This window comes from Bacillus sp. RC51, assembly GCF_044908115.1.
In the GTDB taxonomy this organism is placed as follows: Bacteria; Bacillota; Bacilli; order Bacillales; family Bacillaceae_G; genus Bacillus_A; species Bacillus_A mycoides.
Genome location: NZ_JBIYCW010000006.1, coordinates 19,706 through 36,415 on the forward strand (window position 1 = coordinate 19,706; position 16,710 = coordinate 36,415).

17 protein-coding genes and 1 pseudogene are annotated in these 16,710 nt (G+C 36.8%); 15 read left to right on the forward strand and 3 right to left on the reverse strand.

What is annotated here, in order from left to right; all coding sequences use genetic code 11:
- Positions 1-188 precede the first annotated feature (188 nt).
- Both ABH959_RS13985 and ABH959_RS13990 read left to right on the forward strand, forming a co-directional pair.
- Positions 189-1,841: a putative polysaccharide biosynthesis protein gene (locus tag ABH959_RS13985; protein WP_002089053.1), complete on the forward strand. Its 1,653-nt coding sequence runs from the start codon at positions 189-191 to the stop codon at positions 1,839-1,841.
- A 41-nt stretch (positions 1,842-1,882) separates the two neighbouring features.
- A complete protein-coding gene (locus ABH959_RS13990; RefSeq protein ID WP_002034388.1) occupies positions 1,883-2,611 on the forward strand; it encodes a pseudouridine synthase in 729 nt (242 codons plus the stop codon).
- 82 nt (positions 2,612-2,693) lie between these two features.
- Here the strand turns inward: ABH959_RS13990 and ABH959_RS13995 are convergent, their stop codons facing one another.
- Positions 2,694-2,915, reverse strand: a complete 222-nt coding sequence (locus ABH959_RS13995) for a DeoR family transcriptional regulator (RefSeq protein WP_000805512.1) — start codon at positions 2,913-2,915, stop codon at positions 2,694-2,696.
- Between the two features lie 357 nt (positions 2,916-3,272).
- On the opposite strand from ABH959_RS13995, the gene pepV reads away from it, so the two are divergent.
- The 4 genes from pepV (at position 3,273) to ABH959_RS14015 (ending at position 8,650) form a co-directional block, all read left to right on the forward strand.
- Positions 3,273-4,679 (forward strand): dipeptidase PepV, encoded by a 1,407-nt coding sequence (pepV, locus tag ABH959_RS14000; RefSeq protein WP_113935761.1) that lies wholly within the window; start codon positions 3,273-3,275, stop codon positions 4,677-4,679.
- A 103-nt stretch (positions 4,680-4,782) separates the two neighbouring features.
- The gene (gene thpR, locus ABH959_RS14005) at positions 4,783-5,328 is read left to right on the forward strand and encodes an RNA 2',3'-cyclic phosphodiesterase (protein WP_113935760.1); all 546 of its coding nucleotides are present in this window, start codon (positions 4,783-4,785) and stop codon (positions 5,326-5,328) included.
- Positions 5,329-5,465: 137 nt separating this feature from the next.
- The gene (pulA, locus tag ABH959_RS14010) at positions 5,466-7,607 is read left to right on the forward strand and encodes a type I pullulanase (protein ID WP_016092461.1); all 2,142 of its coding nucleotides are present in this window, start codon (positions 5,466-5,468) and stop codon (positions 7,605-7,607) included.
- A gap of 245 nt (positions 7,608-7,852) precedes the next feature.
- A complete protein-coding gene (locus tag ABH959_RS14015; RefSeq protein ID WP_002034382.1) occupies positions 7,853-8,650 on the forward strand; it encodes a phosphotransferase family protein in 798 nt (265 codons plus the stop codon).
- 3 nt (positions 8,651-8,653) lie between these two features.
- Here the strand turns inward: ABH959_RS14015 and ABH959_RS14020 are convergent, their stop codons facing one another.
- The gene (locus ABH959_RS14020) at positions 8,654-8,932 is read right to left on the reverse strand and encodes a YtzH-like family protein (protein WP_002015625.1); all 279 of its coding nucleotides are present in this window, start codon (positions 8,930-8,932) and stop codon (positions 8,654-8,656) included.
- A 232-nt stretch (positions 8,933-9,164) separates the two neighbouring features.
- On the opposite strand from ABH959_RS14020, the gene trmB reads away from it, so the two are divergent.
- The gene (gene trmB, locus ABH959_RS14025; RefSeq protein WP_404492752.1) at positions 9,165-9,818 is read left to right on the forward strand and encodes a tRNA (guanosine(46)-N7)-methyltransferase TrmB; all 654 of its coding nucleotides are present in this window, start codon (positions 9,165-9,167) and stop codon (positions 9,816-9,818) included.
- Between the two features lie 70 nt (positions 9,819-9,888).
- Complete coding sequence (locus ABH959_RS14030) at positions 9,889-10,743, forward strand: YtnP family quorum-quenching lactonase (protein WP_235661809.1); 855 nt, start codon at positions 9,889-9,891, stop codon at positions 10,741-10,743.
- A gap of 127 nt (positions 10,744-10,870) precedes the next feature.
- Here ABH959_RS14030 and ABH959_RS14035 read toward each other — a convergent pair whose 3' ends face one another.
- On the reverse strand, positions 10,871-11,182 hold the full coding sequence (locus ABH959_RS14035) for a PepSY domain-containing protein (RefSeq protein ID WP_002015622.1): 312 nt from the start codon (positions 11,180-11,182) through the stop codon (positions 10,871-10,873).
- A 148-nt stretch (positions 11,183-11,330) separates the two neighbouring features.
- Between ABH959_RS14035 and ABH959_RS14040 the strand changes: the two genes are divergently transcribed.
- The 7 genes and pseudogenes from ABH959_RS14040 to ABH959_RS14070 all read left to right on the forward strand — a co-directional run bounded on the left by ABH959_RS14040 (position 11,331) and on the right by ABH959_RS14070 (position 16,655).
- Entirely contained in the window at positions 11,331-12,404 is a 1,074-nt protein-coding gene (locus tag ABH959_RS14040) for a M42 family metallopeptidase (protein ID WP_404492755.1), read from the forward strand.
- Between the two features lie 356 nt (positions 12,405-12,760).
- Positions 12,761-13,270 (forward strand): DUF84 family protein, encoded by a 510-nt coding sequence (locus ABH959_RS14045; protein ID WP_002089045.1) that lies wholly within the window; start codon positions 12,761-12,763, stop codon positions 13,268-13,270.
- An 83-nt stretch (positions 13,271-13,353) separates the two neighbouring features.
- Positions 13,354-13,668 carry a thioredoxin family protein gene (locus ABH959_RS14050; protein ID WP_002015619.1) on the forward strand — a complete coding sequence of 105 codons (315 nt, stop codon included), beginning with the start codon at positions 13,354-13,356 and terminating at the stop codon, positions 13,666-13,668.
- 79 nt (positions 13,669-13,747) lie between these two features.
- Positions 13,748-14,560, forward strand: a complete 813-nt coding sequence (locus ABH959_RS14055; RefSeq protein ID WP_002089043.1) for a DUF1444 domain-containing protein — start codon at positions 13,748-13,750, stop codon at positions 14,558-14,560.
- Positions 14,557-15,171 (forward strand): YtpR family tRNA-binding protein, encoded by a 615-nt coding sequence (gene ytpR, locus ABH959_RS14060; protein ID WP_002089041.1) that lies wholly within the window; start codon positions 14,557-14,559, stop codon positions 15,169-15,171. The genes ABH959_RS14055 and ytpR overlap by 4 nt, the downstream gene beginning before the upstream one ends.
- 143 nt (positions 15,172-15,314) lie before the next feature.
- Positions 15,315-15,659, forward strand: coding sequence for a thiamine transporter (locus ABH959_RS14065; protein WP_113935758.1), 345 nt, complete (start codon positions 15,315-15,317; stop codon positions 15,657-15,659).
- Between the two features lie 40 nt (positions 15,660-15,699).
- Positions 15,700-16,655: pseudogene (locus ABH959_RS14070) on the forward strand (N-acetylmuramoyl-L-alanine amidase).
- Positions 16,656-16,710 lie beyond the last annotated feature (55 nt).

The window sequence follows — 16,710 nt, forward strand, 5'->3', positions numbered from 1 at the left end:
TGTGGTACAATACAAAAGTTAGAGTTCAGCATTATCCTGCTATTTATGGGCAATAAGACTACTATCTTAAGATTTATGAGAAGTAAAGAGGGAGTTAAAAAGGTCCGTAAATGCTCGAATGATTAGTAGGAGGGGAGTCTCCCACTAATTATAGTTTCACTTTATTGTAGATGTAGGAGGATTTTCGTATGTCCGATTCAAAATTTCTGCGCGGAACGCTTATTGTGACGTTAGGGACATTTTTAGTAAAGTTCTTAGGCATGATTTACGTTTTTCCGTTTCATGCATTAGTAGGCACAGAAGGCGGAACGCTCTATACATATGGATACATTCCATATACGATATTTTTAAGTATCGCAACGGCAGGAGTGCCGCTTGCTGTTTCTAAGTTTGTTTCCAAATATAATGCACTTGGAGATTATAAAACGAGCCGGAGAATGTTCCGCTCGGGAATGGTTATGATGATAGTAACAGGAGTTCTTTCCTTCTTAGTACTGTACATGACCGCACCATTATTTGCAGAAGCAATGCTTGGTAAACAAAGTTTACAAAATAAGATAGAAGAAGTTACGACGATTATTCGCCTCGTAAGTTTTGCGCTTATTGTTGTGCCGGCAGCAAGTTTGATTCGTGGTTATTTCCAAGGCCACCAATCGATGGGACCGACTACGGTTTCACAAATTATTGAGCAAATTATTCGTATCGTCTTTTTATTAGCGGGTAGTTTCATCGTTATTAAAGTACTTGGCGGTACAGTAGCAACGGCAGTTGGGGTTGCGACATTCGCTGCGTTCGTTTCAGCAGTTGGAGCACTTGGCGTATTAATTTGGTACTGGTTAAAACGTAAAAAATATTTGGATCAATATTTAATTGAGCAAACTGTACCAGAATCGACGGTAAGTACCGCTCAATTGTTTAAAGAGTTGTTTGCATATGCAATCCCTTATGTTGTAATTGGATTAACAATTCCTTTATATCAACAAATTGATACATTGACATTTAACTCTATTATGCAGGCGATTGGTCAAGGAGATATCGCAGAGCGAGCACTCGGTATTTTCACGATGTGGACGCATAAATTAATTATGATTCCAGTATCACTTGCAACAGCGTTTAGTTTAACGCTCGTGCCAGCGATTACAAAGTCATTTACTGAAAAGCAATACCGTTATTTGAAATTACAAATTACACAAACATTCCAGGCGAATATGTTTTTAACATTGCCAGCAGTTGTCGGTATTTCTACACTTGCATATCCGATTTACACTGCTTTCTACGATTCAGACCCACTAGGTGGACAAGTATTAATGTGGTATGCGCCAGTTGCATTGTTATTCGCTTTATTCACAGTAACAGCAGCAATTCTGCAAGGGATTAACCAGCAGAAACATGCGGTTATTGCGCTTGTGATGGGTGTTATTTTGAAATTTGCATGTAACGTAATCTTTATTCGTTATTTCGGTACAGTTGGGGCGATCTTGGCTACTGCAGTCGGCTTCTTAGCTTCCGTATGGTATACGAATAGACAAATCAAAAAACACGCACACTATTCATTTGGTGTTGTATATAAGAGAACATTCCAAATTGCAGTCTTAACACTTGTAATGGTTATTGCTGTAAAACTATCACAATGGCTTCTATCCTTCATGATTTCGCCTGATGGCCGTATTGGTGCTCTTATTACAGTTGCGATTTGTGCAGGTATTGGTGGTCTTGTTTACGGATTGTTAGCGATTCGCACAGGAGTACTAGAAAGAGTATTTGGCGGAGAAGCTTTAGAGAAAATCCAGCGTAAACTTGGTAGTAGATTCAAAATAAAGTTGAAATCAAAAGGGGCGTAAATACGTCCCCTTTTCTATGATAAATAAAGAAGGTGAAGAACATGAGATTAGATAAATTATTAGCGAATATGGGACACGGAAGTAGAAAAGAAGTAAAGAAATTACTGAAAGACGGCGTTGTGAAGATTGATGGAACGCCAGTGAAAGATGCGAAGTTTCATGTGAATGTAGAAGAGCAAGAGGTTATGATTCACGGTGAAGTTGTGGAATATAAAGAGTTTGTTTATTTAATGATGCATAAACCACAAGGTGTTATTTCAGCGACAGAAGATGATAACCACGAAACAGTAATAGATTTATTAGAATTAGAAGATGCGATTTTCGATCCATTCCCTGTTGGAAGGCTCGATATTGATACAGAAGGTTTCTTATTAATCACAAATGATGGGAAGTTAACGCATCAACTATTATCTCCGAAAAAGCATGTGCCGAAAAAATATTATGCACACATTTCAGGCGTTGTAACGGAAGAGGATGTAATAGAATTCGCTAAAGGTGTAATTTTAGAAGATGGCTATGAAACGAAGCCAGGCGAACTTACAATTTTAAAAAGTGATGATATTTCTGAGATTGAACTCGTTATTACAGAAGGAAAGTTCCATCAAGTGAAGCGTATGTTTGAAGCGGTAGGGAAAAAAGTAGTTTATTTAAAGAGAACAGAGATGGGACCTTTAATGTTAGATGAAGAGTTAGAACTTGGGCAATATCGTGAATTAACAGATGAAGAAGTAGAAATGTTAAAGACGTATCAAGTAGATAACGAAAAGTAACGCCAATTTCAAAGTATAGAAAAGACCCCTTTCTAATGAGTTAGAAAGGGGGATGTATTTATTTACATACAATTATTTTTTATTATGAGGTCATTCTCACTTTCTTTCCTGTCGTTGTCCACTTGCCGCGGCAAGGGCTATACACGAGTTCATTAAACTGCAACACATTTAGATCACGTTGTATTGTTCGCGGTGTGATCCCGAACTCATCTACAAGGTCTTTCGTTGTTACCGTACCGTTTTCATTGATGTACATATAAATTGATTTAATGCGTGTTAGCATACGAGTAGTTGTAGGTTTCAAGAGAAAACCGCTCCTCTACTAGTTTTTTTGACCCCATTCAGGAAAGAAGGTCGTTACTACCATTGTACTCTACATGATAAAATTCATGCTTTAACTTACTTAAATTTTACAAAAGTTTAACAAATATTCATATAGAAAAATATTGGTAGTTGACATTTTATGTCTGGTCAGTCAACTAACTCATAAATTTCTACGTAAAACGCCAAATTCCTGCAAATTTTTTTAAAAAAATAAAAGAAAAACTAATAAGAAATATCTGAAATATTACAATTGTCCGTTATTAGGTTTTCATGTATGGCATAAGAGATTTTCGTTTGCTATGATGAAAGAGACAATATAGTGAAGGATGGATGCGTGATGTCGACGATTAATTGGACAGAAGAAGTTACAAAACGAAAAGATGATTTAATTCGTGATACACAAAAATTTTTACAAATTAAAAGTGTATGGGAAGAAGAATCTGCGAAAGAGGGCGCACCATTTGGTGAAGGTGTAGAAAAAGCCTTATCTTTCATGTTACATAAAGGAGAAGCAGAAGGTTTCGCTTCTAAAAATTTAGAAGGATATGCAGGTCATCTTGAAATGGGACAAGGAGAAGAACTAGTAGGTATTCTTTGTCACGTTGATGTTGTACCAGAAGGAGATGGCTGGACAACTCCTGCGTATAGTGCGGATATTCGCGACGGGAAGATTTTTGCACGCGGTGCAATTGATGATAAAGGGCCGACGATGGCAGCTTATTATGCGATGAAAATCGTTAAAGAATTAGGCTTACCTCTTTCAAAACGTGTTCGTATGATTTTAGGAACCGATGAGGAAAGTAATTGGAAGTGTGTAGATCATTATTTTAAAAATGAAGAAATGCCAACAATCGGTTTTGCGCCGGATGCAGATTTTCCGATTATTAATGCGGAAAAAGGAATTTCTGACATACAAGTTGTGCAAAGTGGTGGCGAAGAGAAAGAAGGCACATTTAAGCTTATTTCATTTGAGTCAGGTCGTCGTTTAAATATGGTTCCTGATTTTGCAGAAGCAGTTATTACAGGAGAAGATGTAAATACACTTACAGTAGCATATGAGGAGTATTTACAAACTGCTAAAAAAATAGGTAAAGCACTTGTAGAAGGAAAGACGGTGACGTTGCAAATCAAAGGGATTTCAGCTCACGGATCTACTCCGGAAAAGGGAGAAAATGCAGGTTTATTATTGGTAAACTTCTTAACGAAAGTTTCTCTTGATGGAAAAGGGGCTTCATTTGCCTCGTTTGTAACAGAAACATTTACGGGTGATATTATTGGAGAAAAAGCTGGTATTTCTTATAAAGATGATATTAGCGGGCCGTTAACAGTGAATGTTGGTCGCTTGTCTTACTCGCAAGAAAACGGTGGTAATTTAGGATTAAATGTACGCTATCCAGTTACAACTAACTTTGAAGAAACAATTGCAAAGTTAAAAGAATATGTTGGTACTCATGGATTTGAAGTAGCGGATTATTCTAACTCTCGCCCGCATCACGTTGACAAAGATCATACGTTAATTCGTACTTTGCAACGTGTATATGAAGAACAAACTGGTGAAAAAGCTGAATTGTTAGCAATTGGCGGTGGTACTTATGCTCGTTCATTGAAAGCTGGCGTTGCATTTGGCCCGTTATTCCCAGGAAAAGAAGAACTTGCGCATCAAAAAGATGAGTACATTGAAATTGAAGATTTATTAAAAGCGACAGCGATTTATGCTCAGGCAATTCATGAATTAGCGAAATAAAAGATATGTAAATAATGACCGCTCTCTACTTTAGAGGGCGGATTCTTTTTAGCTGAATGAGATAAGGAAGAAAAGCAACAATAACATAAAGGAGACGATGTAGATGGTGCCGCATTATTTTGTCGCAGTAACTTTACCACGTCATATAAAAGAAATTCTTTCTAATTATAAAGAGGAAATGAAGGATGAATTACCATTTCGCTCGTGGGTACATGAAGAAGACTATCATATTACCCTTTCATTTTTAGGAAGTGCGACAGAGGAACAGTTAGAAGGAATAAAGAATGGATTACAAACACTTACAGAAAAAACGGAATTATCGTTCACGTTACAAGGACTTTCTACATTCGGACAGGTGGACCAGCCTCGTATATTTTGGGCGGGGATAAGTGATAATCAAGATTTGTTTACTTTACAAAAGCAAGTGCATACAATTTGTGAAGAAAATGGCTTCTCTCTAGAGACACGTCCTTATCATCCACATATTACTGTTGCGCGTAAATGGGTAGGAGAAAAAGTGTTTGATCTGACAAATGTAAAAGAGTTACCTGTAACATCATTTCAAGCAGATACGATTACTTTGTATGAATCTCACGTTAAGGAAACGCCGAAGTATAAATCGATTACTGAAATAAAACTACAAAAATAGAATGTATGAAAACGTTTTTTATACAGGTGAATATACTATAGGGAATAATGTGTTACTGTATAGAGCTTCGCTGATAAGAAACCCCTTATCATTTGCAGCTCGTTTCATTTTAACTTTAAGAATGATGGTGATTTTTTATGTTGAAAGTAAAACGTCCATTTGATGCCTATTTAGATGAAATGAATAAAATTACAATTTTGCTCCCGCATGCGTATGGAACAAGCCGGACATTTCGTTTACAAGAAGGAAGCAATGTGAAAGAGTTACCGATTGTTCATACTATTGCTCTTCCAGATGCAACGAAGTATGAATGTTTTATAGAAGAGCCGATAGATGTGGGGAAGTATTATACAGTACGTGATGAACGGAATGAAGAAACAGATTTACAAATAGGCGCTGTGATTCGAACAGTAGTTTTCGATGAAAAATATTATTACGAAGGTACCGACTTAGGTGCTGTGTATAAAAAAGAAGAAACAATATTTAAAGTATGGGCTCCGACTGCAAGGCTTGCGAAAGTACGGATTTATAAAAGTGATAAAGAATATATTGATTATGAAATGTACAGAGAAGAAAACGGAGTGTGGATTCATACATTACAAGGTGATCATGATGGAGCACGATATACATTCCTTGTTTGTATTAATTTAATATGGAACGAAGCGGTTGACCCTTATGCAAAGTCTGCGACGATAAATGGAAAATACGGCGTCGTTATCGATTTGGAAAAAACGAATGTGACAAAACGAGTAGAATTATCACCATTACAGTCAATGACAGATGCCATATTGTATGAACTGCATATTCGTGACGCTACTATTCACCCAAACAGTGGAGTGAATAAAAAGGGAACATATAAAGGATTGATGGAAGAAGAGACAATGGGACGAAATGGGACATTAACAGGATTGTCTCATATAAAAGATTTAGGCGTTACACATGTTGAACTATTACCTTTACATTGTTTTGGTGGTGTAGATGAAGTGAATCCTGCTTCCGCATATAATTGGGGCTACAATCCGTTATATTACAATATACCAACAGGATTTTATGTTACAAACCTTTCTGATCCATATAACAGGATAGTAGAGTGTAAACAACTAATTGAAACATTTCATGATCACGGCATCAGGGTGATTATAGATGTTGTATATAATCATGTTTATGAAAGAGAATTATCATCATTTGAGAAGCTTGTCCCGGGATATTATTTTCGTCATGGGGAAGACGGTATGCCTTCTAATGGGACGGGAGTTGGAAATGATATAGCATCTGAACGGAAAATGATGAGGAAATTTATTATAGAATCTGTTTTATATTGGCTTACTGAATACAATGTTGATGGATTCCGATTTGATTTAATGGGAATTTTAGATGTTGAAACGATGAATGAATTAGAAAAAGAAGTACGAAAAATAAAGCAGGATGCGCTGTTATTAGGTGAAGGATGGGATTTGCAAACACCGCTTCCTCTTGAAGAGAAAGCGACGTTAAATAATGCGAATAAAATGCCATGTATCGCACAGTTTAATGATCAATTTCGTGATGGAATAAAAGGAAGTACTTTTAATATTAATAAACGTGGCTTTGCATTTGGTGGGCATGTAGATTGTAATCATTTGCAGTATATAGTAGCTGGTAGCCTTTTAAGTATGAAAGAAACAGGATTGTTTCTAGAGCCAATGCAAAGCATCAACTATGTAGAATGTCATGACAATATGACGATGTGGGATAAACTAGTGCAAAGTAATCCAGAATCAGAAGAAATTTTGAAAAGGCGTCATCGTTTAGCAACTGCAATGGTTATTCTTTCACAAGGGATTCCTTTCTTACATGCGGGGCAAGAGTTTTATCGTACGAAGCAAGGGAATGAAAATAGTTATAATGCAAATGATGAAATTAATCAATTAGATTGGGATCAAAAAGAGAAAGAGATGGAGACCGTTAACTATATAAAAGGGTTAATTGCGATTCGCAAAGGGCACGGGGCATTCCGATTACAAAATGCAGACCTTATAAAAACGCATATGACTTTTTTGCAAACATCTACAGAAGTACTGGCATACCACCTAGAGCATGTAGAATTATTTGGACCGTGGAAAGAGATTGTAGTTTTATTTAATAGCGGTTTGGAAGCTAAAACGGTGCAGCTTCCAAAAGAAGAAACGTGGCATGTGTTAGTAAACGAAAAGCAAGCGAAAATAGAGCCAATTTCTTCATTTAGAGGAAAGGAACTTCAATTGGCTCCAATTAGCACGTATATATTGACGATAATGTGACAAATCGCTACTTGACGATGAGAATGTAATAAATGTAGAATTGACAAAGGTGACGATTTTCATAAGTTGTCATTCTATGATTGATTTTGTAAAATAAACTAGAAGAACAGGTGATTTATCCTGTTTTCGGCTTATGCCAAGTTTTTTCATTCAAATACAGTAAAATATATGAATCCACAACATGTGTAGAAATGTTGCGGTTTTTCTTTTCATAACTATAAAAGATAAGGATTTGTTAACGGGTAATGAATATGGAATGGTTGGAACAATTATTAGGAAAAGAGTGGAGTCTTATACCGGCTGGTGGAGTAACGGGCGATGCATATATTGCGCAAAACGGACAACAAAAGTTATTTTTAAAGCGGAATACATCGCCCTTTTTAGCGGTATTGTCAGCAGAAGGAATTGTTCCAAAATTACTTTGGACAAGAAGGGTAACGAACGGTGATGTAATTTCTGCTCAAAAATGGCTTCCGGGACAGAAGTTAGAGCCAGAGGATATGAAACTAGAACGTGTTGCGAAACTTTTGAAGAAAATACACTCCTCTAAAGCGCTTGTGCAGATGATTCAAAGGCTAGGAAAGCAGCCGCTTCATGCGCAAGAGTTATTACAACAATTACAGCTCGTTTTAAGAGGAGATATAAGAGTTGATGAAACAATTCAGCAAGGTCTTCAATATTTAACGGAGTCATTAAAAGATATTGAGTACAATGAATTCGTTGTATGCCATTGTGATGTAAACCATAACAATTGGATATTGTCGGACGAAGATGAATTGTTTTTAATTGATTGGGATGGGGCTGTTATTGCTGACCCAGCTTTAGATCTTGGTATGTTATTATATTGGTATGTTCCGCGCCATGAATGGAGTGAGTGGCTCGGATATTATGAGATTGAACTAGATGAATCATTGCTTAGGCGTATGAGATGGTATGTGATAGCACAAACGATTTTATCTATGCAATGGCACACAACAAAAAAGCAGCAAGCAGAAGCTAAATATTGGCATCAATATTTACAGCAACTACTTGCTTCAGAATAATACTTAAGAAAAATTGTCCATTCCAGCAATCCACTGAGTAAGTTGTTCTTGATTATTGGAAATATGGTTGTCCAAATTAGAGGAAGATTTACCCGATTGACTATAAGAATATACATCGTTTAGCATTACTTTAGTGTCACTACTTATACTATCGTTTGCGAGTAACGATTGAATGAGTCGCTCTAATTGCTCGCATTCAGAAACTGTCCCGCAGCAATCACTTTGATGGTTGATTAAAATATCTTTTAACACTTCTAATTGATGCTGTTGATTAATTGGCATGAACGGATCATCCTTTCGAGTGTTTTTCTCTCTCTAGAAATGTAAGAGAAAAAGCTATTTCGTCATGGAATGTTTAATGCTTTATGTAGTTTTTATCAAAATGGTACATCTTATACTTGAAAGAAACGGACCGAGTGCTCGTACGTACTTGGTTTTTTGTTTGATAGATTGATTAAAACAGAAAGAAGGAATTTTTCCTTTAAAATAGTTTTGTAAAGAGAGGGAGACATCTATGCGTTTAAGACATAAGCCTTATGCAATGGATCGAATTAATGAGTATTCACATATCGTAATTGGAAACCCAGAGGAGAGCGCTGGTAACTGGAAAGAAATATTTGGAAATGAACAGCCAATTCATATTGAAGTAGGTACAGGACGTGGCCGCTTTATGTATGATATGGCAAAAGCAAATCCGCATATTAACTATATTGGAATTGAAAAATTCACAAGTGTTGTTGTAGATGCACTTGATAAATTAATTGAAGAAGAAGTACCGAACTTAAAGTTAATTAATAAAGATGCTGAAGATTTAACAGTTTTCTTTGCGAAAGGTGAAATTGACTGCGTTTATTTAAACTTCTCAGATCCATGGCCGAAGAATCGTCATACGAAGCGTCGTTTAACGTATAAAACATTTTTACGCAATTATGAAGAAGTGTTAGTAGATGGCGGAGAAATTCATTTCAAAACTGATAACCAGGGATTATTTGAATATTCTCTTATGAGTATGGCTGAGTATGGTATGTTATTAACTTACCTTAGCTTAGATCTTCATAATAGTGATTATGAAGGAAACATTATGACAGAATACGAAGAGAAATTCTCTAGTAAAGGTCATCGTATTTACCGAGTTGAAGCAAAATATCGTACGGAGCCTATGCAGTAATGCATAGGTTTTTTATATGAAAAATAATCGGAATATTATGTTAAAATTAAATGAAAAAGGGGGATGGGATATGGAACAGTTACAAATTGGAAATATAAAAGTGACGTGGCTAAAAGGTGGGAATACACATTTAGATGGAGGCGCGATGTTTGGAGTTGTGCCAAAAGTACTTTGGTCACGAAAATATAAACATAATGATACAAATCATATTTATTTACGAACAGATCCGTTACTCTTACAAACGAAAGAAGGAAACATGCTTATTGATTCAGGGATAGGGAATGGTAAATTGAATGAGAAAATGAAGCGGAATCAAGGTGTAACAGAAGAATCATCAGTTAAGGAATCCTTAGAAAAATTGGGACTGCATAATGAAGATATTCATTACATCTTAATGACGCATCTTCATTTTGACCATGCATCTGGTTTAACAAAATGGGAGGGAAATCGCCTTGTTCCGGCGTTTCCGAACGCAACGATTTATGTAAGTGAGACTGAATGGAATGAAATGAAAAATCCGAATGTTAGATCGCGTAATACATATTGGAAGGAAAATTGGGAGCCAATCGTTGATAAGATTGTTACGTTCAGGCAAGAAATAGAAATTACGGATGAAATAAAGATGGTGCATACGGGTGGTCATAGCGATGGACATGCTGTTGTCGTCCTTGAAAGTCAGGGTGAAACGATGCTTCATTTAGCGGACATTTTACCGACGTATGCACATCAAAATGTATTATGGGTAATGGCATATGATGACTATCCAATGACATCGATTGAACATAAACAAAAATGGATGAAGTATGGTGCTGAAAAAGAGGCGTGGTTTACTTTTTATCATGATGCATATTACCGTGCAGTAAAGTGGAATGAGGAAGGGCATATAGTCGAGAAGATAGAGAGAAAAACAAATATAGAAGCTTAATATTAATAAGAGGAAGGTGTCCAAAAATATTTATTGGAACAATCTCCACTTATTATGTATTGCTGTTATTATCAGCTTTTGTTGGTAATTCTAAAAAAAAGAGGTTCACCTAATGGGAAACCTCTTTTTATGCTGCTATAACCTCTAAAACAGTACCTGTTTTAGCATCAACTAAAAATTCAAATCGTTCTTGTATTTCATCTAACATCGTTGTAAGACCGCCGCGATAAACTTCGTACGCGACATCATATTTTTCAAATGCCTCTGGAACCATATGTACCCAAGAGCCAGTAATTTCACCTTTATGACTTAATGCTTGTTTCACCATTTTCAATGCTTTTTCTGAAGAAATATGGGATTGTTCTTGTACTTTGTTTGCAACGAAATAACCAGCTGCGAACCCAACGCCAAGACCTGTGACTAAACCTTTCCAGCTCATATATTCACCTCAATTCTGTAAAATAAAAATAGTGTACCAATAATAATTATAATGCAAATGCAACTAAAAAAGAAGAAACTAGAAACATTTCGAAAATTTCGTTACAATAAAAGAGGTATTCTACTAAGGTTTGAAAGAAGGGGACTTCGTGAATAAAGAGACATTACAATTATTTCGTACGTTAACAGAATTACAAGGTACATCAGGTTTTGAACATGATGTGCGCAGTTTTATGAAGCAAGAATTAAGCAAATATGCTGATGAGATTGTGCAAGACGGTTTAGGTAGCGTATTTGGCCTGAAAAAAGGGGACGAAACTGGCCCGCGCGTTCTTGTAGCAGGTCATATGGATGAAGTAGGTTTCATGGTTACGCAAATTACGAAAAATGGGATGCTTCGTTTTCAAACGTTAGGTGGCTGGTGGAGCCAAGTACTATTAGCTCAGCGTGTACAAGTTATGACGAAGAATGGTCCTGTTATTGGGGTTGTTGGTTCCATTCCTCCTCATTTATTAAGTGATGCGCAACGTGCAAAACCGATGGATATAAAAAATATGTTAATTGATATAGGTGCAGATAGTTATGAAGATGCGATTGAAATTGGCATAAAGCCAGGGCAACAAATCGTTCCAATCTGCCCATTCACGCCAATGGCAAATGAAAAGAAAATTATGGCGAAAGCTTGGGACAACCGCTATGGATGTGGCCTTGCTATCGAATTGCTAAAAGAATTAAAAGATGAAACATTACCAAACACATTATACTCTGGTGCGACTGTACAAGAAGAAGTAGGTCTTCGCGGAGCACAAACTGCTGCAAATATGATTCAACCAGATATTTTCTATGCGCTTGATGCAAGTCCAGCAAATGATGCATCTGGTGATAAGACGCAGTTCGGTCAATTAGGAAAAGGCGCTCTTCTTCGTATTTATGACCGTACAATGGTAACACATAGAGGAATGCGCGAATTCATTTTAGATACAGCAGAAACACATAACATTCCGTACCAATACTTTATTTCACAAGGTGGTACAGATGCGGGCCGTGTGCATACAAGTAACTCTGGTATCCCATCAGCAGTAATTGGTGTTTGTGCACGCTACATTCATACACATGCTTCTATTTTACATGTTGATGATTATGCGGCAGCGAAGGAATTAATTACGAAGCTTGTGAGAGCGACGGACAAAACGACGTTAGAGACAATTAAGGATAACGCGTAAAGAGGAAGAAGGGCTGAAGAGCCTTTCTTTTTTTAGGTAGGAGAGATGGCCCAGCGATGAGTGGTGGCGGTTAGTGCTTAATTGGTGCTCGAATGATGTGTTTAAACCCCGGATAGGAAGCGAGAGGAAGGCTGTTTTTGTGTTCGAGGCCGGTAATGATTTTAGAAAAGCTCTTTCTTTTTTTGATTGAATAGATGGCCCAGCGATGAGTGGTAGCGGTTAGTGCTTAATCGGTGCTCACTCCGAATAGATAGTGAGAGTATGATCTATTTTAACGTTTGAGTCCCGAAGTTGTGAAAGTGAAAAGTTTGAATGTAGAAGGAATATGAGTATGAATTTATATAGAGGTGAATGAAATGAAGGTAGTAGTTGGATCGAAGAATAAGACGAAGGTTGGGGCTGTGGAGAAGGTTTGGGAAGATGCTGAAATTACATCTCTTTCTGTTCCATCAGGAGTAGCAAATCAGCCTTTTTCAGATGAAGAGACGATGCAAGGAGCAGTAAATAGAGCGAAGAGAGCATTGCAGGAAGGTGCAGCTCATATCGGCATTGGGCTAGAAGGCGGCGTTATGAAAACGGAGCATGGGTTATTTATGTGTAACTGGGGTGCTTTAGCGACGATTGAAGGTAAAACATTTGTTGCGGGCGGGGCGCGTATTAAGTTACCAGACGATTTTTTAGCACCGCTTGAAGAAGGAAAAGAGCTAAGTGAAGTGATGGAAGAGTTTGTAGAGCGAAAAGATATTCGTAGTCACGAAGGTGCTATCGGTATTTTTACAGATGATTATGTCGACCGAACGGAATTATTTGTACACGTTGTTAAGTTACTTGTTGGGCAATATAAGTATGATGAAAAGCAAGCATAAACCTTGCACCATGCGCGATGTATGGTAGTATAAAGAAAAGATTATAGTGTGAAAAAGTGCACTCGTTAGAGGAGGAAATATAGATGAAATCATTAGAAAGCATGGAACAATTCCAAGAATTAAAAAATGAAGAGAATGTAGTCTTCATGTTCTCAGCAGAATGGTGCCCAGATTGCCGTTTCGTTGATCCATTTATGCCAGAAGTAGAAGAGAAGTATAGTGATTTCTCATTTTACTATGTAGATCGTGATGAATTTATTGATTTATGCGTGAAAGTAGACGTATTTGGCATTCCAAGCTTTGTAGCGTACAATAAAGGTGAAGAAACTGGACGCTATGTAAATAAAGATCGTAAAACACAAGAGCAAATCGAAGAGTTTATTGAAGGTTTAAAATAAGACAATTAGCCAATTGAATTGTAAAAACAACCTCTACCTTCGCGGGGGAGGTTATTTTTTTGGAAGGGAGGAAAAAGAGATGAAAATGACAAGTAAAAAGATGAAAGACGAGTTAATGAAGAAATTATCTCGACCAGAATGGGACTGTCATTATGATAGCGAGAAAGAAGTTCTTCGTATTGAACAAACAGACTCGAAAAAAGGTATTAACGTATCACTTCCAGGAGTAGTTGCAAAATGGGAAGTGAACAAAGAAAAAGCAATTGAAGAGGTCGCTTATTACGTACAAGAAGCGCTAATTGCAATGCATAAAGAAGAAAATAGCACGGCGAAAATTTTACCTGTTATTCGCTCTACTTCTTTCCCGAAACAATCAGAAGAAGGAAATCCGTTTATTATGACGGACCATACGGCGGAAACACGTATTTACTATGCGCTAGATTCTAATAAAACGTATCGATTAATTGATGAGCGCTTATTGCAAAAATTAGAGCTTACAGAGGAACAAGTACGTGAAATGGCATTATTTAATGCTCGCTCATTAGGCTATGAATTTAAGCAGGAGACAGTAGCAGGTAATACATTCTACTTTTTAAACACAAATGATGGATACGATGCGAGTCGTATTTTAAACGAATCGTTACTACACTCGATGCGGGAAAAGATCTCTGGTGATATGGTTGTTGCAGTTCCTCACCAAGATGTATTAATTATTGCTGATATCGTCAACGAAATCGGTTATGATATTATTGCACAAATGACAATGAAATTTTTTGCCGAAGGGCATGTTCCGATTACATCACTTTCATTCGTATATGAAGATGGGGACTTCGAACCAATCTTTATTTTAGCGAAGAATCGGAAGAAGACAGATGGAAAAGAGAAAGGATGAACGAAGTGAACGTTTTTTACAACCTTGAAGGAATTGGTGACACTTTAATTGTTACCTTACAAGATATTACTTTAGAAAACCGTACATTTGACCGCAAAGGAGATGTTGCTCGCGTATACGATCGTGAAAGCAACGTAACAGCAGGATTCAACATCTTTAATGCGTCTTCTTATGTAGAAGTAACAGACAACGGAAACGTTACATTAACGAAAGAGTTTGTTGAAAAAATTAACGGAATTTTAGCGAAGAATGGCTTTGAAGAAAAAGTAGAAGCTGATTTCACGCCGAAATTTGTTGTAGGCTATGTAGCTGAAAAAGAGAAGCATCCAAATGCTGATAAATTAAACATTTGTACAGTAGAAATCGGTACAGAAACATTACAAATCGTATGTGGTGCACCAAACGTTGACGCAGGACAAAAAGTTGTTGTTGCAAAAATCGGTGCTGTAATGCCAAGTGGTATGTTAATTAAACCAGCTGAACTTCGCGGTGTTCCTTCTTCTGGAATGATTTGCTCTGCACGTGAGTTAGAGCTTCCAGATGCTCCAGAAGAAAAAGGTATTCTTGTATTAGAAGATAGCTTTGAAGTTGGACAAGAATTTAAATTTTAATTGATGTTAGAAAAAGTAGTCTCGCATATGTGAGGCTATTTTTTTGTGCGAAATTCCTAGGATTGTAACGTTTCCTCTCGAAATCTATATTGTATTTCAAAAGTGGATTAGGTAAAATTTAGAAAAAAGAAGGGGGTAGACGTATGAAACAACAACCAAAAATTGTAGAACTTCTGAAACGAATTGAAACTTCAAAACAGCAAGATATCGAACTAGGTTCCTATGAAATATATGTGTTTAGCGAAAATGAATTAGAAAAAGGACAAATCGGTTATCGATATGATAAACATAAAAATTCATTAATAAGTGAAGAAAGTGGAAAATGGAAAGAGGAATGGATTGTTATCGGATATGAAACGGATATGGGGGATCCTGTTTTCGTAAATGTAGCTGATGATGCTTATCTAGTCTATACCGCAGAGCGTGGTACAGAAACGTGGCAACCCGTTCATATTGGAAATATGGATGGAATTATAAAACAATTATAAGAAAAACTTTGAGACCGGTGCAAAGTGATAGGAGAGAAAAATGAAGTATATAAAAATAATGAGTGCTATTGCAGTCATTGGAATATATATGGGAGGTTGTTCGCAAGAAGAGCCGAAAAAAGAAACAACATTTTCTATACAAGAAAAAAACAAAGATAACAAGGAAGACGCACCGGTAGAAAAGCAGCAAGAAGAACAAGAAAAGAAAGAACAGCCGCAAGCAATTCAAACGAATGAGCAAGTGGAACATAAGCAGGAGGAAGTGCCGGCCGAGGAAAAGAAAGAGGAAACTACACCGCTACAGCCAACTGAGCAACCGCTGCAAAATAATGAACAAAAAGTAGAGAGTAATGAAAAACAAGAAAAGTTTCTCGTCGTTATTGATCCAGGTCATCAACAAAAAGCGAATTTAAATTTAGAGCCAATTGGTCCAGGAGCAACTACGCAAAAATATAAAGTAACAGACGGAACAGCGGGAGTTGTAACGAAAAAGAGGGAATCAGTTCTTGTATTAGAGATGGCTTTTATATTGAAAGAAAAACTGGAAGCAAAAGGTATACAAGTATTGATGACGAGAACGTCACATGAGGTTGATGTAAGTAATAAGGAACGAGCAACATTCGCGAATGATCATAAAGCGAATTTATTTTTGCGCCTTCATGCAGACGGTTCTGAAAACAAAAACCAAAGTGGGTTCGCTGTATTGACGCCAGCAGAAGGAAATCCGTATACGAAAGAGATTTATGCTGAAAGTCTTCAAATCTCTCAAACGATAGTAAATAAAATGAGAGAGAATCATCAAGTGAAAGTAAATGGAATTAAATTTAGGGACGATCTTTCTGGATTTAATTGGGCAAAAGTTCCTGGGTGCTATTAGAACTTGGATTTATGTCAAATCCTGAAGAAGACAAAAAATTATCTGACCCACAGTATGTAAATTCTTTATTGCAAAGTGTAACGGATAGTGTGGATGAATATCGGAAGGGTAAAGATTAAACGAGGTCTTACATGTAAGACCTCGTTTTTCTATATGAAAAACAATCGTGAATTA